Raw genomic sequence first — 20,742 nt, forward strand, 5'->3', positions numbered from 1 at the left:
ACTGTCACGGAGGGTCCGAACCGCATGAGTAGTACCGGAGGGCGCGTGCACACCGGCGGTGACGACCCGAACAAGGTCGCAATGCTGGGTCTGACCTTCGACGACGTGCTGCTGCTTCCCGCGGCTTCCGACGTCGTCCCGAGTCAGGTCGACACGTCGAGCCAGCTCACCCGTGAGATCCGCCTGCGGATCCCGCTGGTCAGCTCCGCCATGGACACCGTCACCGAGTCCCGCATGGCCATCGCGATGGCCCGGGCCGGTGGCATGGGCGTGCTGCATCGCAACATGCCCACCGAGGTGCAGGCCGCGCAGGTCGAGACCGTCAAGCGGTCGGAGGCCGGCATGGTCACCGATCCCGTCACCTGCAAGCCGACCGACACGCTGGCCGAGGTCGACGCGATGTGTGCGCGATTCCGCATCTCGGGTCTGCCGGTCACCGACGACGAGGGTCAGCTCGTCGGCATCATCACCAACCGCGACATGCGGTTCGAGGTCGACCAGAACCGTCCGGTCGCCGAGGTCATGACGAAGGCTCCGCTGGTCACGGCCCGCGAAGGCGTCACCGCTGAGGCCGCGCTCGGTCTCCTGCGTCGCCACAAGATCGAGAAGCTGCCGATCGTCGACGGTCAGGGAAAGCTCACCGGCCTGATCACAGTCAAGGACTTCGTCAAGACCGAGCAGCACCCCAACGCCACGAAGGACCGCGACGGCCGTCTGCTCGTCGGCGCCGCCGTGGGTGTCGGCGACGATTCCTGGACCCGCGCCATGACCCTGGTCGACGCCGGAGCCGACGTTCTCGTCGTCGACAGCGCCCACGGCCACTCGGCCAACGTGCTGTCGATGATCTCCAAGCTCAAGACCGAGGTCGGCGACCGCGTGCAGATCATCGGCGGCAACGTCGCGACCCGCGAGGGCACCGAGGCGCTCATCAATGCCGGCGTCGACGCGGTCAAGGTCGGTATCGGCCCCGGCTCGATCTGCACCACGCGTGTCGTCGCGGGTGTCGGCGCGCCGCAGATCACGGCGATCCTCGAGGCGTCCACGGTGGCGCGCGCCCACGGTGTGCCGGTCATCGCCGACGGCGGTATGCAGTTCTCCGGCGACGTCGCCAAGGCTCTGGCGGCCGGTGCGTCCACCGCGATGCTCGGTTCGCTGCTCGCCGGCACCACCGAGTCCCCGGGTGAGCTGATCCTGGTGAACGGCAAGCAGTTCAAGAGCTACCGCGGCATGGGTTCGCTCGGCGCGATGCAGAGCCGCGGCGAGGCCAAGTCGTACTCGAAGGACCGCTACTTCCAGGACGACGTGCTCTCCGAGGACAAGCTCGTGCCCGAGGGCATCGAGGGACGCGTGCCGTTCCGCGGCCCGCTGCAGCAGGTCACGCACCAGCTCATCGGTGGCCTGCGCGCAGCGATGGGCTACACCGGCGCGACGACGATCGAGCAGCTGCAGGAGGCGCAGTTCGTGCAGATCACCGCCGCCGGCCTCAAGGAGAGCCACCCGCACGACATCACGATCACCGCCGAGGCACCGAACTACGTGGTCCGGTAGTTTTCGCGTTCGCAGCAGGGTCCCGTTCCGAGTAGGACGGGAGCATCGTCCAAGAGGAGAAAGGGGCGCGCGTGCGCGACCTCGTTGAAATCGGCATGGGTCGCACGGCCCGACGTACGTACGAGCTGGGCGACGTCGACATCGTCCCGTCGCGCCGGACGCGTTCGTCGAAGGAGGTGTCGACGGCCTGGCAGATCGACGCCTACCGTTTCGACATCCCGGTGCTGGCGCACCCCACCGACGCGCTGGTGTCGCCCACCTTCGCGATCGAGCTGGGCAAGGCCGGCGGTCTCGGCGTCATCAACGGCGAGGGCCTGTGGGGCCGTCATGCGGATGTCGACGCCGTCGTCACCCGTCTCGCGGAGATCGCGAGCACGGATCCGCGCGCAGCCGTCCGCTACCTGCAGGAACTGCACGCTGCTCCGCTGCAGGGCGATCTGCTGGCCGCCGCCGTCGCACAGGTGCGGGATGCGGGTGTCACCACCGCGGTCCGCGTCAGCCCGCAGAACGCGCGCGCGCTCACGCCCGAGCTCGTGAAGGCGGGCGTCGATCTCCTCGTCGTCCAGGGCACCATCATCTCGGCCGAGCACGTGGCCCACGGTGAGGACGAGCCGCTGAACCTCAAGACGTTCATCTCGGAGCTCGACGTGCCGGTCATCGCCGGTGGCGTCAGCGACCACCGGACCGCGCTGCACCTGATGCGCACCGGTGCGGCCGGTGTCATCGTCGGCTTCGGCTCCACGAAGCAGGCGACCACCACGTCCTCTTCGCTCGGCATCGGTATCCCGATGGCCACGGCCATCGCCGACGCGGCTGCGGCCCGGCGCGACTACCTCGACGAGACCGGGGGCCGCTACGTCCACGTGCTCGCCGACGGCGACATCGAGAACGCCGGCGACCTCGCGAAGGCGATCGCGTGCGGCGCCGACGCGGTGGTGCTCGGCGCGCCCCTGGCCCTCGCCGAGGAAGCCGCAGGCAAGGGTTGGTACTGGCCGTCCGTGGCCGGGCATCCGTCGATGCCGCGCGGCGCTGCCGTCCGGATCGCCGAGGACGGACGACCGGGCCTCCGCCGGGTGCTGTTCGGCCCGTCCGACGACCCCTCCGGTTCGCTCAACCTCGTGGGCGGTCTGCGCCGATCGATGGCGAAGGCCGGATACTCCGATCTGAAGGAATTCCAGAAGGTCGGTCTGTCGGTCCGCGGATAAGGACCTTCCCGGTACATCCCGATGGCCGGTCACAGCGTCGCAGGACGCGGTGACCGGCCATCGGCATTTCTCACCCTTTGTTTTCGTGCAACTCCACGTAACGGGTAGAGTCTGAGATGTGCCTGTAGTCACACCACCGAGGTGCATACTGGCCGGTAACAACTCTCGTCGCTGGAGGTTCCATGGGTAAGCAACGGGTCACGGACTACGACGTCCTGATCGTCGGATCGGGTTTCGGTGGGAGCGTCACGGCGTTGCGCCTCGTGGAGAAGGGCTACAAGGTCGGCGTTCTCGAGGCCGGCCGCCGCTACGCCGACGCCGACTTCGCGAAGACCAGCTGGGACCTGCGCCGCTTCCTCTGGGCGCCCAAGCTCGGTTGCTTCGGCATCCAGCGAGTGCACCTGCTGCGCGACTGCCTGATCCTCGCCGGTGCCGGCGTGGGCGGCGGGTCGCTGAACTACGCGAACACCTTGTACAAGCCTCCGGCGCCGTTCTTCGAGGACCGCCAGTGGGCGCACATCACCGACTGGCAGGACGAACTGAGCCCCTACTACGACCAGGCGAAGCGGATGCTCGGCGTGGTGCAGTACGGCCGGATGACCGACGCCGACAAGGTGATCAAGTCGGTGGCCGACGACATGGGAGTCGGCGAGACCTTCATCCAGACGCCCGTGGGTGTGTTCTTCGGCGAACCCGGCCGCACGGTCGCCGACCCCTACTTCGGCGGCGTGGGCCCCGACCGCACCGGTTGCATCGAGTGCGGCGAGTGCATGACGGGATGCCGCCACGGCGCCAAGAACACCCTCGTGAAGAACTATCTGGGTCTCGCCGAGCGAGCGGGAGCCGAGATCGTCCCGCTGACCACCGTCACCGATCTGCGTCAGGCCGCCGACGGCACCTGGGACGTGATCACCGAACGCACCGGCGCGTGGGTCCGCAAGCGGCGGCGCACCTACACGGCCGCGCACGTCGTCCTCGCTGCCGGAACGTGGGGCACGCAGCACCTGCTGCACCACCTCAAGGACACCGGTGCGCTGCCCGAACTGTCCGACAAGGTCGGCGAACTGACCCGCACCAACTCCGAATCGATCGTCGGTGCCGGGAAGATGAGGATCGACCCCGATCTGAAGCTCACCGAGGGTGTCGCGATCACCTCGTCGTTCCACCCCACCCCCGACACGCACATCGAACCCGTGCGGTACGGCAAGGGATCGAACGCGATGGGCCTGCTGCAGACCCTCATGACCGACGGCGACGGACGCACCCCGCGCTGGGTGAAGTTCCTCGGGCAGGTCGTACGGAACCCCGTGAAGATGCTGCGGATGCTCTCGGTGCATCGGTGGAGCGAGCGCACCATCATCGCGCTGGTGATGCAGAACCTCGACAACTCCATCACCACCTACACGACCAAGGGTCTGTTCGGCCGCCGCAAGGTCACCAGCAAACAGGGACACGGGCAGCCGAATCCCACCTGGATCCCGGCCGGCAACGAGGCCACACGCCGCATCGCCGAGAAGATCGACGGTGTCGCGGGCGGCACGTGGGGTGAGATCTTCAACATTCCGCTCACCGCACACTTCCTCGGCGGCGCCGTGATCGGATCCGATCGCGACCACGGGGTCATCGATCCGTACCACCGCGTCCACGGCTACCCGACGCTGAGCGTCGTCGACGGCGCCGCGGTCTCCGCGAACCTCGGCGTGAACCCCTCGCTCACCATCGCGGCGCAGGCCGAACGCGCTGCATCGTTGTGGCCCAACAAGGGTGAGGACGACCAGCGTCCCGAGCAGGGACAGCCCTACCGTCGTATCGCGCCGATCGAACCGAAGAACCCCGTGGTGCCCGTCGACGCACCCGGTGCGTTGCGGCTGCCGGTCGTCGAGGTCAAACACAGCGGCGTCGCGTAGCGACCCGGAAGTGATCGGATGAGCGGCCGCGTCGGGAACACCCGGCGCGGCCGCTTAGACTGTTCGGGTGTCGTCGCAAAGCCAGCAGTCCAGACCGGTCGTCGTCGTCGATTTCGGAGCTCAGTACGCGCAGCTGATCGCTCGGCGCGTTCGTGAGGCCAACGTCTACTCGGAGGTCGTGCCCCACACGGCCGGTGTCGAGGAGATCGCGGCGAAGAACCCGCGCGCGGTGGTGCTGTCCGGTGGCCCCGCCAGCGTGTACGAGGAGGGCGCACCGCGTCTCGATCCCACGCTGTTCGATCTCGACGTCCCCGTCTTCGGCATCTGCTACGGCTTCCAGGCGATGGCGCAGGCGCTCGGTGGCACGGTCGCGCACACCGGCTCGCGCGAGTACGGCCGCACCGAGCTGTCGGTCTCCGGCGGTGTGCTGCACGACGGCCTGCCCGAGACGCAGCCCGTCTGGATGAGCCACGGCGACGGTGTCACCGAGGCTCCCGAGGGCTTCGAGGTCACAGCCACCAGCGCCGGCGCCCCGGTCGCGGCGTTCGAGCACCGCGCCCGTCGCCTCGCCGGTGTCCAGTACCACCCCGAGGTGCTGCACTCGCCCCACGGCCAGCAGGTGCTGAGCCGGTTCCTGCACGACATCGCCGGAATCCCGGGCGACTGGACCGCAGCGAACATCGCCGACGCGCTCGTCGAGCAGGTCCGCGAGCAGATCGGCGACGGTCGTGCCATCTGCGGCCTGTCCGGCGGCGTTGACTCCGCCGTGGCGGCCGCGCTGGTGCAGCGCGCCATCGGCGACCGTCTGACTTGTGTGTTCGTCGACCACGGCCTCATGCGCGAGGGCGAACGGCAGCAGGTCGAGAAGGACTTCGTCGCCGCGACGGGTGCCCGTCTGGTCACCGTCGACGCGTCCGAGACCTTCCTGCGCGAGCTCGCCGGCGTCACCGACCCCGAGACCAAGCGCAAGATCATCGGCCGCGAGTTCATCCGTTCTTTCGAGGGCGCGGTCTCCGAGGTGCTCGGCGAGGGTGCCGACAAGGGCGAGACCGTGAAGTTCCTCGTGCAGGGCACCCTGTACCCGGACGTCGTGGAGTCCGGCGGCGGTTCCGGCACCGCGAACATCAAGAGCCACCACAACGTCGGTGGACTCCCCGAGGACCTCGAGTTCGAGCTCGTCGAGCCGCTGCGCCTGCTGTTCAAGGACGAGGTGCGCGCGGTCGGACGTCAGCTCGGCCTGCCCGAGGAGATCGTCGGCCGCCAGCCGTTCCCCGGCCCCGGCCTCGGTATCCGCATCATCGGTGAGGTCACCCGCGAACGCCTCGAGATCCTGCGTCGCGCCGACTCCATCGCCCGCGAAGAGCTCACCTCCGCCGGCCTCGACGGACAGATCTGGCAGTGCCCGGTCGTGTTGCTCGCCGACGTCCGCAGCGTGGGCGTGCAGGGCGACGGCCGCACCTACGGTCACCCGATCGTGCTGCGTCCGGTCTCCAGCGAGGACGCGATGACCGCCGACTGGACGCGCCTGCCCTACGAGACTCTCGAGCGGATCTCCACCCGCATCACCAACGAGGTGGCGGAGGTCAACCGAGTGGTGCTCGACGTGACGAGCAAGCCCCCGGGAACGATCGAGTGGGAGTGATCCTCACTCGCGTATGACTGCGTGGGAGTGATCCTCACTCGCGTATGACTGCGTGGGAGTGATCCTCACTCACCGGGAGCGGTGAGACGACGAACGTCCCCCGGACCGATCAGGTCCGGGGGACGTCGCGTAGATGGGGTCGTTACCTCCGGCGGTTGGGGAGGAAGACCAGCACCGCTCCGATCAATAGGGCCGCGCCCACCAGGACCCATCCGAGGTCGACGGCGGCGAGGAACTCGACCGAGAACGGCCCGATCATGGCCCATCCGCTCACGACCAGCGCTGCCAGTGCGGCGAGCAGGAGCAGGAGCGACGGTCCCTTGCGGGTGCGCTCGGTCCGATCCTCGGTGTGTGTTCCGGTTTCGTGATCAGCCACGACGCACCTCCAGAGATCCGAATTCCATGTTTGCGTTCAGGTCCAGGACCGGCCCGTCGTCGACTCCGTCGGCGCCGCCGTCGATGCCGGGGGCGGGGCATCCCCTGATCTCACCGGGGCCGACCGTGCAGTCGGCGCGGACGTCCAGGTTCTCCGGCAACAGCACCTCGACGCTGCCGAACCGGCCATCGACCTGCACCGTGCGGTCCTCGGTGAGTTCGAGTCCTCGCAGATCGAGGGTCATCGCCCCGAACTGGAAGCTGTACTCGGACTCGAGCTGATCGGTACTGGTCGGAGCCCAGGTCCGGTCGCCCCAGTTGGAGGTGTCGACGGGGCCGGCGATCGAGGCGAGAACGACGAATCCGAGCAGGGGACCGGTGATGACGAGCAGTCCGTGACCGCGGTGCAGGAACGCGCCGATCAGCAGGCCCAGACCGACGACCGCGAGGGCCATGGCACCCACCCGGGCGGGGGTCACCCAGGCCAGGTCGGCGGCGGCACCGAGCGCGCCGGTCACCGCAGCGGCGATCACGGCCAGGCCGAGAACCGTCGTGGTCAGACGCGAGCGCCGATTCGTGACGATGGCGGGTTCGTGCTTCGGTGCCGGTTCGGGCAGATCCCATGCGAACGGGGCGACCCCGAGGGGATCCCATGCCGGCGGTGCCGAACGGTGGGGCGAGAGCTCGTCGACACCCGGGAGCGGAACGTCGGTGTCCTTGCGGTCGGTGTCCTTGCGTAGGTCGGGCATCGGGGACGTCTTCCTCTCCGTCGTCTCGGTGGGCGCTGTGGCGTCGGTGCCCGAGGCGGGGGTGTCGGTGCCCGAGGCCGGAGTGGTGTTCACGACCTCCGTCGCGTCGGTGGCCTGCGCAGGCGGGGTCGCCTCCCCGCTCGGTGTCGTCGTGGCCGCCGGACCCGCCTGCATGTGCCATGCCCCGGTGTGTGCGCCCCACGGGGAGCAGTACGCGTTCGTCACCGGAGGCTGAGGAAAGGCCGCCTGGGTGGGGAAGGAGGTTCCCTCGGGCGCCGGCAGCACCGGCGGTTCGGGACGCCGCTGATAGAGCAGCCACCAGCCGCCGAGCAGCAGGAGCGTTCCGATGAATCCGGAGCCGCCCGAACCCGCACCCACCGGTCCGATGGCACCCGCCGCGATCGCCAGGGCCACGAGGAGCACGACGACCTTGGTGGTCGAGTCCGAGCTCGCACCCCGCCCGACGAGCGATTCGAGCGAGGAGACCTGGTCGCCGTGACGGGGGAACATCAGCCAGGCGGCCAGATAGAGGACGAGACCGCCACCGCCGAACAGCGCCGACGCGACGAAGACGACACGGATCAGCACGGGATCGACGCCGTAGCGCGCTCCGATACCCGAGCACACACCCGCGATGTGCCCCTCCTTCGGCAGACGCACGGGGCGGGTCCGCCACATGTCCGCCACCTGGTCCTGAAAGCTCCTCGTGTCCATGGCACCCATCCTGCTGGGCTTCCGCGCGCGGCACATCAGGGACCAACCCTGATTTCCGAGGGGCCGATCGGAACCCGGACATCAGGGTTCGTCCCCGATGCCGGGCCGGCGATCACCGTGCCAGTATCGAGGTGTGCAACCGGTACCTGGATTACCCGTGACCGTTCCCCGCCTCGAACGGCGGGTGGGCGGTCGCATCGTGGGCGGTGTGGCCGGCGGTGTCGCCGACCATCTCGGTATCGACGCCACCAAGGTGCGGGTCGCGTTCACGGTGCTCGCCGCCCTCGGCGGGTTCGGGATCGCGGCCTACGGCCTGCTGTGGATGTTCGTGCCTCCGGGCTCCGACACCGATCGCCCCACCGGCCCCGAACGGCGCCGCGCCATCGGCCTCGCCTTCATGGGTATCGGCCTGGCGGTGGGTCTTTCGTGGCTGTTCAGTGGTGGTGCCGCAGGCGTGGTGCTGCCGATCGTCGTGGTGGTCGTCGGTGCGGCGCTCGTATGGCGTGAATTCGACGTCGAAGGCCCCCGATCGGTACTCGGTCTGCCCGCACATCCGACGGTCCTCACATGGGCCCGCGTACTCGGCGGCCTGACCCTCGTCGTCACCGGACTCGGAGTGATGGTCATCGCGCAGGTCGACGTCGCGGCGCTGCGCTCGTCGCTGGTCGCCGTGGTGGTCACGCTGGTCGGTGCCGCCCTGCTGTCGGTGCCGCTGTGGATCCGGATGTGGCGTGCCCTCGAGACCGAGCGTGCCGCCCGGGTGCGCAACGAGGAGCGCGAGGAGATCGCGTCGCACCTGCACGACTCGGTGCTCCAGACCCTCGCGCTCATCCAGAAGCAGGCCGGCGACCAGCAGGAGGTCGTGCGACTGGCGCGCAGCCAGGAACGCGAACTGCGCCGCTGGCTGTTCGGTGGGGACGAGACGCCGAGCACCTCGCTCGCCGAGACGCTGCGCACCATCGCCGGTGAGGTGGAGGACCAGTACGGTCTGTCCGTCCAACCCGTCATCGTCGGCGACGTCGCGCCCGACGACAGCGATCTGACCCCCGAGGCCGCGACCGCCGTGCTCGGCGCGACCCGCGAGGCTCTCGTCAACGCCGCCAAGCACGCCGGGGTGGACAGCGTCGACCTCTTCGCCGAGGTGGAACCGCATCAGGTGAGCGTGTTCGTGCGCGATCGCGGCGTCGGATTCGATCCCGGCGAAGTACCGGCCGATCGGCAGGGTCTGGCCAAGTCCATCCGGGCGCGCATCGAACGTCGCGGCGGCCGGACGGTCGTGAAGTCGAGTCCCGGAAAGGGAACCGAGGTGCGCATCCATGTGCCGCGCGCCGGCCGGACGGATACCGAACGCGAACAGGACACCGAGTCGACCTTAGAGTGGGGGGTGAACGACCCCCACCCCGAGGAGCAGACACAGTGACTTCGATTCCGGCGACATCGTCCGATGCCACCGAGAACAACCGTCCCTATCGTGTCTTCCTGGTGGACGACCACGCCGTCTTCCGCTCCGGAGTGCGCACCGAACTGGGGCGCGAGGCCGACATGGAGATCGTCGGCGAGGCCGGGGGAGTCGCCGAGGCCGTCGCCGGGATCGAGGCGACCAAGCCGGATGTCGTGCTCCTCGACGTCCACATGCCCGACGGCGGCGGCGTCGCCGTCCTCCAGCGGATCCCGGACGGGCCGGTCTGCTTGGCGCTCAGCGTGTCCGACGCGGCCGAGGACGTCATCGCCGTCATCCGCGCCGGCGCCCGCGGATACGTGACGAAGACGATCTCCGGGCCGGATCTGGCCGACGCCGTCCGGCGGGTCGCCGGGGGAGACGCCGTGTTCAGTCCGCGTCTGGCCGGTTTCGTGCTCGACTCGTTCACCGGCCGGTCGGCCGCACCGGAACCGCCACTCGATCCCGAGCTCGACTCGCTGACGCCCCGGGAACTCGAGGTGCTGCGCCTGCTCGCTCGCGGCTACACCTACCGCGAGATCGCCGAGGAACTCGTGATCTCGGTGAAGACCGTCGAGACGCACGCGTCGAACGTGTTGCGCAAGACGCAGCAGTCGAACCGCAACGCGCTGACCCGGTGGGCCCACCGCCGCCGCATCGACTGAGCGTGACGTCGGTTCAGACGACCAGCGCGATGATGACGGCGACGAGCAGCGCCACCAGGATCACCGCGACCATCGCCGCCATCGCCAGGGGCGCATAGGCGACGATGCGGTCCTGCGGGTTGTCGGGCACGGGACCCTTCGGGAGCAGACGGTCGAGCAGATCCGCGGGGGCGAAACCCTTCGCCGACTTCTTCGGACCACCGGTGGCCTGAGCCGCCGCACCGAGGGGACGGTCGACGAAGGAACCACGGGGGCGTGCGGGTTCGGTGAAGTGCGCGGAACGCTGTGCCCACGACGGGATCGTGCCGTCCTCGTTCTGGATGGGACGGCCGCGCAGGGCCGCCGCCGATCCGCCCGGTCCGAGGACCACGCGGGCGAGGAGATCGCGCGCCTGCGCCATCGTCGGGCGTCGCGCCGGATCGGGCTGGAGCATCTCGAGCAGGGGTTCGGTGAGCGGACCGGTGTGCGTGGGCATGATGATCTCCGCCCGCGCGACCCGGTGCAGCAACGCGATCGAGTCGGTCTCGAAACCGAAGGGCGGTTGCCCCTCCACCGCGGTGTAGAGGGTGGCGCCGAGCGAGAAGACGTCGCTGGCCTCGGTGGGGTCGTTGCCGCGTGCGACCTCGGGCGCGAAATAGGCGGGGGTGCCGATGATCACGCCGTCGGGGTCGTTGTCGCCCTTCGCGCGGGCGATGCCGAAGTCGCTGATCTTCACGATGCCGGCGTCGCGGCCGCGTTCGGCGATGAGGATGTTGCCGGGCTTGACGTCGCGGTGGACGATCCCGGCGGCGTGCGCGGCGGTCAGGGCGTCGGCGACGTTCGCGCCGATCTGCGCCACCACGTACGGCGGGAGAGTGTCGACGACGTTCATCACCTGCGCCAGGCTGCGGGACGGCAAGTGCTCCATGACGAGCCACGGTTCGCCGTAGTGCAGAGCCATGTCGTACATCGAGATGGCGTGCTCGTGGGCGAGCTGGGCGGCGGCCCGGCCCTCCCGGAGCGCGCGGCGGCGGAGATCCTCGGCCTCGTCGGGATCGAGGTCTGCGGTGGAGATCACCTGTTTGACGGCGACGTCGCGGCCCAGACGGTTGTCGCGGGCGAGCCAGACGGCACCCATGCCGCCACCGCCGAGCTTGGAGTCGAGCCGATATCGACCGGCCACCAAGTGATCCGGCCCTACGGCCCGTCCTGCCCATGCCTGCTCCGCCACTCGATCGAGAGTAGTCGATCGGAGGTGTTCGCCCCGGCCGAAGAACGTGTGAGCTGCACTGTAGTCACCGTCGGGGGCGGTGCTTCCGGCTTGACGGGAAGGATTCGGGTCGGTTCTACTTGATGAAGATCGAAAGTATGTTCGAATAGAGTGCGAGCCGGGCCACGACTTCCCCGTGGTCGGCCGGTCGTGTGTGTCAGGCGGCAGGCGGATGACAGGGGTGACAGTGGGCGAGGTGGCCGAATTTCCGGTGGACGACGAGGAAGCGGGTCGCGCGGAGCGGATCGAAGCGTTGCGACGTCGTATCGCGGCAGTGCCGGCGCGGGGCGAGGTCCCGTCCGTCGCGCGAGGCCGGGTCGAGGCCCCCTCCGGCCGCATCCTGCCCGTCCCGGCACCGCTCGCGGAACTGTTGCCCCAGGGCGGATTGGTGCGCGGCAGCGTCGTCTCGGTGTCGGGGGCCACCTCCCTTCTCCTCGGGATGCTCGCGTCCGTGACGGCCTCGGGCGGGTACGCCGCCGTGATCGGTCAGCGTCGGCTGGGTCTGCTCGCCGCCGCGGAGATGGGGGCCCACCTGCACCGGCTGGCCGTGATCCCCGATCCCGGACCGGATCCCGTGGAGATCGCCGCGGTGCTGCTCGACGGGATCGACCTGGTGGTGCTGGGACTCGGCGGGGCATCGGTGCCGCCGTCCCGCGCTCGTGCGGTCGCCGCCCGGGCGCGGAGCAAGCAGTCCGTCCTCGTGGTCACGGACGGTCGCTGGGAAGGTGCCCACGTGCGACTGGAGGCGCGGATCGACGGTTATCGGGGCGTGGACGGTCCCGGCCGGGACCGGTTGTGCGCGACTCGCCTGTCGGTCCGGGCGCACGGGCGTGCGTTCCCTCCGCGCGCCACCCGCGTGGAGGTGTGCGCCGACCGCAGTGCCGTCGAGTGGGCGAGCGAAGAGCGGAATCGGCTGGAGGACGGGCGTTTCCGTAAAGCGGTCCGGTGAACGACTCGTCCTCTCGACGGGCGCCCGCGCGGGTCGTGGCCCTCTGGTGCCCCGACTGGCCCGCGGTCGCCGCCGCCACCGCCGCGGAGTTGCCCGCGACCGTCCCGGTGGCGGTGGTCTCGGCGAATCGTGTCGTCGCCTGCTCGGCCTCGGCGCGGTCCGCGGGTGTCCGGCGCGGTCTGAGACGACGTGAGGCGCAGGCCCGCTGCCCGGAACTGCATGTGGCCCGCTCGGATCCCGACCTGGAAGCGCGGACGTTCGAGGCGGTGGTGGCCGCGATCGATGCGGTGGCCCCGGGCGTGGAGGTGCTGCGCCCGGGTCTGGTGATCCTCGCCGCGCGCGGTGTGATCCGGTGGTTCGGCTCGGAGGAGGCCGCCGCGGAGGCCCTGATCGACGCGGTCGCGGCGACCGGCGTGGAATGCCAGGTCGGTGTCGCCGACGAGTTGTCCACCGCGGTCCTCGCCGCGCGCCGGAACGCGCTGGTCCCGACGGGGAGGGGCGCCGAGTTCCTGGCGCCGCTGCCCGTCTCGTATCTCGCGGTGGAACCGGCGCTGGCGGCTCCTCGGCGGGCCGACACGGTGGATCTGTTGCGCCGTCTCGGTATCCGCACCATCGGAGCGTTCGCCGCGTTGTCCTCGATCGATGTGGCGTCACGCTTCGACGCGGACGTCGTGGCTGCGCACCGGAGCGCACGGGGCCTGCCGGAACGTCCCCCGTCGGGACGGCCGATCCCTCCGGACCTGACGGTCGAACAGCCCTGCGACCCGCCGGTGGAACGGGTCGACGCCGCGGCCTTCGCCGGTCGCGCACTGGCCGAACTGCTCCACACCCGGCTCGCCGCAGCGGGAGTCGCGTGCACGCGACTGCTCGTGACGGCCCGCACCGGGGCCGGTGAGGAACGCGCGCGCACCTGGCGCTGCGCCGAGCCGCTCACCCCCGAGGGCACGGCCGATCGTGTGCGATGGCAGCTCGACGGATGGCTCACCGGCCGCAACACCAACCGGCCCACGGCGGGAATCGTGCTGCTGCGCCTCGAACCGGTCGAGGTCGTGGCCGCCGGTGCGCTGCAACTCGGGTTGTGGGGCGGTGTCGGCGACGAGGACGAACGGGCACGTCGGGCGCTCGTCCGGGTGCAGGGCCTGCTCGGTGGGGACGCCGTCCGGATCGGCGTGCTCGGTGGTGGCCGGGGACCCGCCGAACGGATCGTCCTCGTGCCCGTCGGCGACGAGGCGATCCCGCACTCCGACCCGGACGCACCGTGGCCGGGCCGGCTCCCGCCCCCCGCTCCCGCGCTGGTGTTGCACACACCTCCCGCGATCCGGCTGGACGACGACGTGGGGAATCCGGTCTCGGTGACCGAGCGCGGACTGCTCAGCGGGTCACCTGCTCGGCTGCGATGGGGAAGTCGCAGCTGGACGGTGATCGGATGGGCCGGTCCGTGGCCGGTGGACGAGTACTGGTGGGACCCGGCCGTCGCCCGGTGCGCCGCCCGTCTGCAGGTGCTGCTCGAGGAATCACGGGCCCTGCTGGTGTTCTTCGGTGCCGACGGCTGGCGGGTGGAGGGCGTCTACGACTGAGTAGGCTCGAGCATCATGAGATCTCCGGTCCTCACCGCCGCGCCGAACGGGGTCGCCCTCGCATATCGCGAGTTCGCACCGTCCGCTGCCGCCGCCCGTTCCGTGCCCGTCCTGCTGGTGCACGGGATGGGCGGCGACGGGCGCACGTGGACCCGGTTCGCCGGAGCCCTGGTGAAGGCGGGCCGACGGGTGATCACCGTCGACCTGCGCGGACACGGACGCAGCGGCCGGGCCGCCTCGTACCGTTTCGGCGAGTTCGCCGCCGACGTCGCCGGTCTGTGTGCCCACCTCGGTGTCGAGACCGTCGATCTCGTCGGGCACTCGCTCGGCGGGCACGTGGGATCGCTGGTCGCGCAACAGAATCCCGGACTCGTCCGGCGACTGGTCCTCGAGGAGACACCCCTGCCGCTGCGGGAGGGGGATCCCGTTCCGGAGGTGCCGGCCCACCGTCCGACTCCGGCGGAGTTGTGGCACGCCGCGACCAGCATGGCGCTCAACCCTCGCGCGGTCACCGCCTTCGACCGCTCGATGACACCGTCGGTCGTCGCCCAGTTCCACACGCCGAATCCGGTGTGGTGGCAGCACCTTCCGTCCCTCGCCGCACCGACCCTGCTGTTGCGCGGAGTGCGGCGCGGCAGCATGGTCGACCCGCAACTGCTGACGGCGGCAGTCGAGGCACTGCCTTCGGCCTCCGTGCGGGAGATCGGCTGCGGGCACAGCATCCACCGCGACCGTGCCCGCGATTTCGCAGCGGCCGTCGTCCCGTTCCTCACGGATCGATCGGTTGCCTAGACTGGACGATCGTGCGCATCGCGACCTTCAACATCAACGGAATCCGCGCCGCACAGCGCCGCGGATTCGAGGACTGGCTGCGTGAACGCAACCCCGACGTGGTGGCCCTGCAGGAGGTACGCGCTCCGGCGGCTGCGATCCCGCAGGGTGTCTTCGGCAAGTACCACCTCGCCTACGACGAGGGCACCCTTCCCGGCCGCAACGGCGTCGGGATCCTGACCCTGCACGAACCCGCCGTCGTGCGCACCTGGAGCGGCACCGCGCTACTGCGACTTCCCGGTGAGGAACACGTCGACCGGATCGAGTTCGATCGGGGAGCGCTGGCACGCGGACTGTCCGAATTCGCCCACGAGGGGCGGTACGTGGAGGTCGATCTCGCCGACGCACCGATCACCGTGGCGTCGCTGTACCTGCCGAAAGGTGGGCTCCCGGCGCACCTCCAGAAGCCCGGGCGCATGCGCGACGAACCGGACGGCGGGGTGCGCTACCAGCGCAAGATGCGGTTCCTGTCGGCCTTCGCCCGGCAGCTGACCCGTAGACGACTCGCGGCGCGCGCCCAGGGGCGCGAGTTCCTGATCATGGGTGATTTCAACGTCGCCCACACACGCTACGACGTGCGCAACTGGCGGCGTCGCGGGCAGGCCGAGGGTTTCCTGCCCGAGGAACGCGCCTGGTTCGATTCGCTGCTGTCACCGCGCACGCTCGTCGACGTCGTCCGCCGGCATCATCCCGAGGTCGACGGTCCCTACTCGTGGTGGTCGTGGCTGGGGGAATCGTTCGCCTCCGATTCCGGGTGGCGGATCGACTACCACCTCGCCACGCCGCAACTGGCCCGGACCGCGATCTCCGCAGGGACCGACCGCGATCCGGCACCGGACCGGAGGATCAGCGATCACGCGCCGGTCGTCGTGGACTACGACATCTGAGTCGCCCTCAGTCCATGGTGAGGATCTGACGGAGTGCGGTTCCGTCGGCCAGGGCGTCCATCGCCTCGTTGATCCGGCCCAGCGGCAGACGGTCGGTGACGAGTCGCTCGACCGGCAGTCGCCCCTCGCGCCACATGTCCACGAAGCGGGGGATGTCGCGGGCCGGGACGGCGGAGCCGAGATAGCTGCCCACCAGTGAGCGGCCCTCGCCGACGAGAGCGGTGGGCGAGATCTCGAGCCGGGCGTCGGGGGCGGGCAGTCCGACGGTGATCGTGGTGCCTCCCGGTCCGGTGAGCGCGACCGCCGTGGCGAGCGCGGGCACGCTCCCCGCGGCCTCGATGACGAGTCGTGCCTTCACGCCCTGCTCGACGGCCTCGTCCGGTGAGAGGACGTGTCGGGCTCCCAGCGAACGGGCCGTGTCGCGTTTGTCGGGGGAGGTGTCGACGGCGATCACGGTGACGTCGTCGTGGGCCAGCGCCACGAGCAGCGCGGCCATCCCCACTCCACCGAGACCGACGACGACCAGCGTGTCCCCGGCCTGAGGACGAGCGGCATTGACGACCGCACCGCCACCGGTCAGCACGGCGCAGCCCATCAGCGCGGCGACCTCGGCGGGGACGTCGTCGCCGACACCGACGAGCGACCGCGTGTCGACGACGGCGTGGGTCGCGAAGGCCGATGCTCCCAGATGGTGGTGGACGTCGTTCCCGTCGCGGTGCAGCCGCCGGGCGCCCGACAGCAGGGTTCCCGCAGCGTTCGCGGCCGATCCCGGGATACAGGGGCGGATGCCGTTGCTCGCGCAGCCCTCGCACTCACCGCAGCGGGGCATGAAGGTCATGACGACCCGCTCGCCGACGGAGAATCCGGTGGTGTCGTCACCGAGTTCGACGATGCGTCCGGCCGCTTCGTGCCCGAGCAGCATGGGCACCGGGCGAGGCCGGTTGCCGTCGACCACGGACAGATCGGAGTGGCACACACCGGCACATTCGATCTCGACCAGCGCCTCACCCGGTCCCGGTGGGTCGAGTTCGAGAAGGTCCACGCTGAGCGGAGTGGACTCCTCGTACCGCCGCTGACGTCCGATCTCCTCCAGGACTGCTCCGGTGATCTGCACGGGTCTCCCTTCCGTAGGGTCGCGGATTCTCTGCCCCTAGCATCACGAGCATGACACTCACCCGGGCCGACCGCGTCCTCATCGGTGCTGCCGCCGTCTTCCTCGTGTCCCAGGCGAACATCGGTCGGGTTCTCGGCTCCACGGCCCCGACAGTGGGCACCGTCCAGACCACTTTCTCGGCCGCGAAGTACCGGAAGATCCTCGACGATCTCGGTCCCGAGGAGATCGAGCGCTACCGGGAGCACTACTACTGGGACATGGTCCACCCGGCGACCTTCGCGATCGCGTTGCGGGCCGGCGCACGATCACTCGACGAGCACCGCCCGCTGTCGCCGAGTACGCGTCGGATCCTGATGGCGGCGCCGGTCGTCGCCGCGGCGGGGGACTACGTCGAGAACATCGTCGGCCTGTACCTGCTGGATCAGCGCACCCGGATCGACGACCGGACGGTCCGGGCCGCCTCGACCGTCAGCGTCACCAAGTGGGTGCTGGCACTGGGCAGCTTCGCGTACCTGTCGCAGGGATTCCTGCGGATGTGGAGTGGGGCGGCGCTGCAGCGTCTGCGCCGCGGCCGACCGGTCACCGCGGGGTGCCTGCGCCGCGGCCGACCGGTCACCGCGGGGTGCCTGCGCCGCGGCTGACCCGTCACCACGGGGTGCCGAGCCGCCGCGAGGGTGTCCGGGCCACAATGTCCGCGTGACCACCATCTCCGCCCCCACCTGTTCCGCACTGTCCGCGCTCGACGAGCCGCTGCCCGGAACGGCAGCCACCGCGCCCGGCTACGTGTGCCTCGAGGTGCCGACGGGTTGGGGCCGCGACGTGCTCGACGGCACCGCCCTCGGCGCCGAGTTGTCGGACGAACTGTCCGCCCGGGCGAAGGCCGCGGATGTGCGGATCCTGTTCATCCGGAGACCCGGCCGCGACGTGGTGCGGGAGACCCGAACCGTCCTGCTGGCCCGCACGGAACCGGAGAACACCTGGTGCGAGCGGCTCGAAATCACCGAGCCGGCCGAGCTGCTCGACATCGTCCCCCGTGTGGTCGCAGGTCCGGCCCCCGGTCTCGGCGCCGCCGTGCAGGACCCGATCGCCCTGGTGTGCGCTCACGGCAAGAGGGACCGGTGCTGCGCTGTGCTGGGGCGCCCGATCGCGGCCGCTCTGACCGCCGAGTTCGGGCAGGACGTGTGGGAGTGCTCGCACACCGGCGGACACCGTTTCGCGCCGTCGATGATCATGCTGCCCACCGGCTACACCTACGGGCGGCTCGGTGAGGACGACAGTCTCGCCGCGGTCCGCGACGCCGGGAAGGGACAGGTCCACGCGGCCGGTCTGCGGGGTCGCAGCACCTGGGGTGCGGCCGGGCAGGCCGCCGAGATCGCGGTGCGCGAGGCGATCGACGAGTTCGCGATCGACGCCGTGACGGTCGAGGACGGGGACGAGCCGATCGTGCGCCATCACGACGGCCGGGCATGGCGGGTCCGGGTGGAGACCTCGGAACTACCGGCCCGGCCGGCGAGCTGCGGTGCCGCCGCCAAGCCGGCGCGTCCCGTCGTCGCGACGACGATCACGCCGCTGTAGCGACCCCGAACACCGGCCGCCCTGCGGTCTGATGACCCGGCCGCTCTGCGGTCTAATGCCCCAGTCCGACCTTCGCGTGCACGCGCTTCATCCACGCCGGTGCCCACCAGTTGGCCTCACCCATGAGCTTGACCAGCGACGGCACGAGCAGCATGCGCACGATCGTCGCGTCGATGATGAGCGCGACGATCATGCCGACTCCGAGGAACCGCATGATCGACAGGCCGGAGATGGTGAAGGCCCCGGTGACCACGATCAGCAGCAGTGCGGCGGCGGTGACGACACGTCCGGTGCGGGCGATGCCGTATTCGACGGCCTCGACCGTGCTCGCTCCGGCCGCGCGGGCCTCCATCATGCGCGACATGAGGAACACCTCGTAGTCGGTCGACAGGCCGAACACCACGGCGAGGATGAGGACGACGAAGGTCGGCTCCATCGCCGCGGGAACGACGTGCAGCCACGAAGCACCGTGGCCCAGCTGGAACACCCAGGTCAGCACACCGAAGGTCGCGGCGAGGCTCAGTGCCGCCATGAGCACGGCCTTGATCGGTAGTGCCACCGACCCGAATGCCAGGAACAGCAGCACCAGGGTCGAGAGCACCATGATCGTGATCATCCAGGGGAGCGAATCCGAGACGGCCTGGTTGGCGTCGTCGACGAGGGCCCGGCCACCGCCGACGAGCAGATCGGTGCCGTCCGGCACGTCCAGGGCGCGCAGTTCGCCGGTGATCTCGCTCGCCCGTGCGGTGCCGTCCACGCCCTGCGCGTAGAGGCCCTGCAGGACCACCACGTCGGACTCCTGCCCGACGATGACGGTCTGCGAGATGCCGTCGACCTTGGCGACCTCGGTGGACACCGTGCGCACGGCAGTGCTGTCCGGGGCCTGCCCGTTCTCGCCGCGCAGGACGAGTGTGGCGCCGTTGCCGGTGCTCGGGAACTCGTCGAGCAGGGTCTGGGTGGCCGCGCGGGCCTGGCTGTCCTCGGGCAGCGCGGTGTATTCGATCTCCCCGAACCGTGCTTCGAACACAGGCGACGCGAGTACGAGGAGACCGCCGGTGATCACCACCGCGATCAGGGCGGGACGGCGCACGACCTTGCGGACGACCCCGCCCCAGAAACGACGCGCCCGCGCTTCGGCGCGGGTGGAGGTCTCACGGTCCCAGGTCCACGCGTTGATGCGGTGGCCGAGCATCGTCAGCAGCGCGGGAACCGCGGTCAGCGACAGGACGGCGGCACCGAGGACGGCGGCCATGGCACCGAGGCCGAGCGACCGCAGCACCGTCTGCGGGAAGACGAGCATGCCCGCGAACGCGCAGATCAGCAGGGCAGCGGAGAACATCACGGTGTGACCGGCGGTGGACATCGTCCGCTTGACCGCCGAGGTGACGTCCGAACCGGCCGCGAGTTCCTCGCGGTAGCGGCTGACGATGAACAGGCCGTAGTCGATCGCCAGGCCCAGACCGATCAGCGACGTGATGTTCAGCGCGTACGACGACACCTCGGTGAAATTCGACAGCAGACGCAGGGTGGCGAGGGACGAGAAGATCGCGAGCACACCCACGAAGACCGGGACCGCGGCGGCGATCACCCCGCCGAAGATGAACACCAGCAGCACCAGCGTGATGGGCACCGCGATGAGCTCGGACCGGACGAGATCGCTCTCCAGGGTGTCGGTGAACTCGATCGCGACCACGGTGTTGCCGGCGAACTGCGATTCCACGCCGGGCACCTCGAGCAGGTCGAGGGCTTCGGGGAAGCTCGCGGCGGTGAGCCCGGAGTTCGCGCCGAGCGTGATCGAGGCAGCCACGCTGCGTTGGTCGGTCGACAGCAGCAGCTGGTTCATCGGCGGCGGAGCGGTCCAGTAGGTCTGGATCGACTCGGCGGGGACGGCGTCCTGGAACTCGGCGAGGGTTCTCTCGATGTCGGGACGGATGTCGTCGACCGTGCGTCCCTCGGGTGCGGTGTAGAGCGCGATGATGTCCGCGGCCTGCGACCCGAAGTTCTCGTAGATGATCTGCTCGACCTCGACGGCCTCGCTGTTCGGGTCGTAGTAGCCCGTGCCGGTCAGCTTGCCGAAGATCCCGACGCCCCAGGCGCCGGCGAAGAGCACGACGAGCAGCACGATCGCCAGTACCCATCGGCTCCTGGTGACGACGATCTCGGCCCAGCGACTCATGCCCACTCCCGGTTCCGCTGACGATTGTGACGATCGGCAACTGTACTGGCGTGGAGTGGGAGGGCTTCACCCTGCTCGGCCGGAACGGCCGCGAGATCAGGGGAGGAAGAAGGTGGACCGACGCGCCGGATGCCTCACGGC

General features: G+C 70.0%; 17 protein-coding genes. 12 read left to right on the top strand and 5 right to left on the bottom strand.

Features of this window, described 5'->3' with window-relative positions; genetic code table 11:
- The first annotated feature begins 24 nt into the window (after window positions 1–24).
- The 4 genes from guaB (at window position 25) to guaA (ending at window position 6,302) form a co-directional block, all read left to right on the top strand.
- Window positions 25–1,548, top strand: coding sequence for an IMP dehydrogenase (guaB, locus tag ACNJ7K_RS12690; RefSeq protein ID WP_120279938.1), 1,524 nt, complete (start codon window positions 25–27; stop codon window positions 1,546–1,548).
- Window positions 1,549–1,619: 71 nt separating this feature from the next.
- Window positions 1,620–2,753 carry a GuaB3 family IMP dehydrogenase-related protein gene (locus tag ACNJ7K_RS12695; protein ID WP_487041767.1) on the top strand — a complete coding sequence of 378 codons (1,134 nt, stop codon included), beginning with the start codon at window positions 1,620–1,622 and terminating at the stop codon, window positions 2,751–2,753.
- 182 nt (window positions 2,754–2,935) lie between these two features.
- Entirely contained in the window at window positions 2,936–4,660 is a 1,725-nt protein-coding gene (locus ACNJ7K_RS12700) for a GMC oxidoreductase (protein WP_487041768.1), read from the top strand.
- A gap of 67 nt (window positions 4,661–4,727) precedes the next feature.
- Window positions 4,728–6,302, top strand: coding sequence for a glutamine-hydrolyzing GMP synthase (guaA, locus tag ACNJ7K_RS12705; protein WP_487041769.1), 1,575 nt, complete (start codon window positions 4,728–4,730; stop codon window positions 6,300–6,302).
- A 142-nt stretch (window positions 6,303–6,444) separates the two neighbouring features.
- Here the strand turns inward: guaA and ACNJ7K_RS12710 are convergent, their stop codons facing one another.
- The gene (locus tag ACNJ7K_RS12710; RefSeq protein ID WP_006550082.1) at window positions 6,445–6,678 is read right to left on the bottom strand and encodes a hypothetical protein; all 234 of its coding nucleotides are present in this window, start codon (window positions 6,676–6,678) and stop codon (window positions 6,445–6,447) included.
- Complete coding sequence (locus ACNJ7K_RS12715) at window positions 6,671–8,140, bottom strand: PspC domain-containing protein (RefSeq protein WP_487041770.1); 1,470 nt, start codon at window positions 8,138–8,140, stop codon at window positions 6,671–6,673. The genes ACNJ7K_RS12710 and ACNJ7K_RS12715 overlap by 8 nt, the downstream gene beginning before the upstream one ends.
- A gap of 97 nt (window positions 8,141–8,237) precedes the next feature.
- Here ACNJ7K_RS12715 and ACNJ7K_RS12720 point away from each other — a divergent pair, with 97 nt between their 5' ends.
- Both ACNJ7K_RS12720 and ACNJ7K_RS12725 read left to right on the top strand, forming a co-directional pair.
- The gene (locus ACNJ7K_RS12720) at window positions 8,238–9,560 is read left to right on the top strand and encodes an ATP-binding protein (RefSeq protein ID WP_225623588.1); all 1,323 of its coding nucleotides are present in this window, start codon (window positions 8,238–8,240) and stop codon (window positions 9,558–9,560) included.
- Complete coding sequence (locus tag ACNJ7K_RS12725) at window positions 9,557–10,243, top strand: response regulator (RefSeq protein ID WP_120279934.1); 687 nt, start codon at window positions 9,557–9,559, stop codon at window positions 10,241–10,243. Before ACNJ7K_RS12720 ends, ACNJ7K_RS12725 begins: the two co-directional genes overlap by 4 nt.
- 13 nt (window positions 10,244–10,256) lie before the next feature.
- Here ACNJ7K_RS12725 and ACNJ7K_RS12730 read toward each other — a convergent pair whose 3' ends face one another.
- The gene (locus ACNJ7K_RS12730) at window positions 10,257–11,405 is read right to left on the bottom strand and encodes a serine/threonine-protein kinase (RefSeq protein WP_159417834.1); all 1,149 of its coding nucleotides are present in this window, start codon (window positions 11,403–11,405) and stop codon (window positions 10,257–10,259) included.
- Window positions 11,406–11,679: 274 nt separating this feature from the next.
- Here ACNJ7K_RS12730 and ACNJ7K_RS12735 point away from each other — a divergent pair, with 274 nt between their 5' ends.
- From ACNJ7K_RS12735 to ACNJ7K_RS12750, 4 genes are read left to right on the top strand one after another with little or no spacing between them, the layout of a single operon-like run.
- Window positions 11,680–12,441 (top strand): hypothetical protein, encoded by a 762-nt coding sequence (locus tag ACNJ7K_RS12735; protein WP_159419169.1) that lies wholly within the window; start codon window positions 11,680–11,682, stop codon window positions 12,439–12,441.
- Window positions 12,438–14,018 (top strand): DNA polymerase Y family protein, encoded by a 1,581-nt coding sequence (locus ACNJ7K_RS12740; RefSeq protein ID WP_159417835.1) that lies wholly within the window; start codon window positions 12,438–12,440, stop codon window positions 14,016–14,018. The genes ACNJ7K_RS12735 and ACNJ7K_RS12740 overlap by 4 nt, the downstream gene beginning before the upstream one ends.
- A 15-nt stretch (window positions 14,019–14,033) precedes the next feature.
- Window positions 14,034–14,810, top strand: a complete 777-nt coding sequence (locus ACNJ7K_RS12745; RefSeq protein ID WP_487041771.1) for an alpha/beta fold hydrolase — start codon at window positions 14,034–14,036, stop codon at window positions 14,808–14,810.
- An 11-nt stretch (window positions 14,811–14,821) separates the two neighbouring features.
- Window positions 14,822–15,736, top strand: coding sequence for an exodeoxyribonuclease III (locus ACNJ7K_RS12750; RefSeq protein WP_487041772.1), 915 nt, complete (start codon window positions 14,822–14,824; stop codon window positions 15,734–15,736).
- A 7-nt stretch (window positions 15,737–15,743) separates the two neighbouring features.
- Here ACNJ7K_RS12750 and ACNJ7K_RS12755 read toward each other — a convergent pair whose 3' ends face one another.
- Entirely contained in the window at window positions 15,744–16,850 is a 1,107-nt protein-coding gene (locus ACNJ7K_RS12755; RefSeq protein ID WP_120279929.1) for an alcohol dehydrogenase catalytic domain-containing protein, read from the bottom strand.
- Between the two features lie 50 nt (window positions 16,851–16,900).
- On the opposite strand from ACNJ7K_RS12755, the gene ACNJ7K_RS12760 reads away from it, so the two are divergent.
- Window positions 16,901–17,491, top strand: coding sequence for a hypothetical protein (locus ACNJ7K_RS12760; RefSeq protein WP_487041773.1), 591 nt, complete (start codon window positions 16,901–16,903; stop codon window positions 17,489–17,491).
- A 55-nt stretch (window positions 17,492–17,546) separates the two neighbouring features.
- Window positions 17,547–18,425 carry a ferredoxin family protein gene (locus tag ACNJ7K_RS12765; RefSeq protein ID WP_487041774.1) on the top strand — a complete coding sequence of 293 codons (879 nt, stop codon included), beginning with the start codon at window positions 17,547–17,549 and terminating at the stop codon, window positions 18,423–18,425.
- A gap of 52 nt (window positions 18,426–18,477) precedes the next feature.
- Here ACNJ7K_RS12765 and ACNJ7K_RS12770 read toward each other — a convergent pair whose 3' ends face one another.
- The gene (locus tag ACNJ7K_RS12770) at window positions 18,478–20,601 is read right to left on the bottom strand and encodes an MMPL family transporter (RefSeq protein WP_120283548.1); all 2,124 of its coding nucleotides are present in this window, start codon (window positions 20,599–20,601) and stop codon (window positions 18,478–18,480) included.
- Between the last annotated feature and the right edge of the window lie 141 nt (window positions 20,602–20,742).

The organism is Rhodococcus shunpengi (assembly GCF_048381395.1).
In the GTDB taxonomy this organism is placed as follows: domain Bacteria; phylum Actinomycetota; class Actinomycetes; order Mycobacteriales; family Mycobacteriaceae; genus Rhodococcus.

Coding starts and splice junctions, on each gene's coding strand:
- guaB (WP_120279938.1), top strand. CDS start 25: ATGAGTAGTACCGGAGGGCGCGTGCACACCGGCGGTGACGACCCGAAC.
- ACNJ7K_RS12700 (WP_487041768.1), top strand. CDS start 2,936: ATGGGTAAGCAACGGGTCACGGACTACGACGTCCTGATCGTCGGATCG.
- ACNJ7K_RS12715 (WP_487041770.1), bottom strand. CDS start 8,140: ATGGACACGAGGAGCTTTCAGGACCAGGTGGCGGACATGTGGCGGACC.
- ACNJ7K_RS12720 (WP_225623588.1), top strand. CDS start 8,238: ATGCCGGGCCGGCGATCACCGTGCCAGTATCGAGGTGTGCAACCGGTA.
- ACNJ7K_RS12745 (WP_487041771.1), top strand. CDS start 14,034: ATGAGATCTCCGGTCCTCACCGCCGCGCCGAACGGGGTCGCCCTCGCA.
- ACNJ7K_RS12760 (WP_487041773.1), top strand. CDS start 16,901: ATGACACTCACCCGGGCCGACCGCGTCCTCATCGGTGCTGCCGCCGTC.
- ACNJ7K_RS12770 (WP_120283548.1), bottom strand. CDS start 20,601: ATGAGTCGCTGGGCCGAGATCGTCGTCACCAGGAGCCGATGGGTACTG.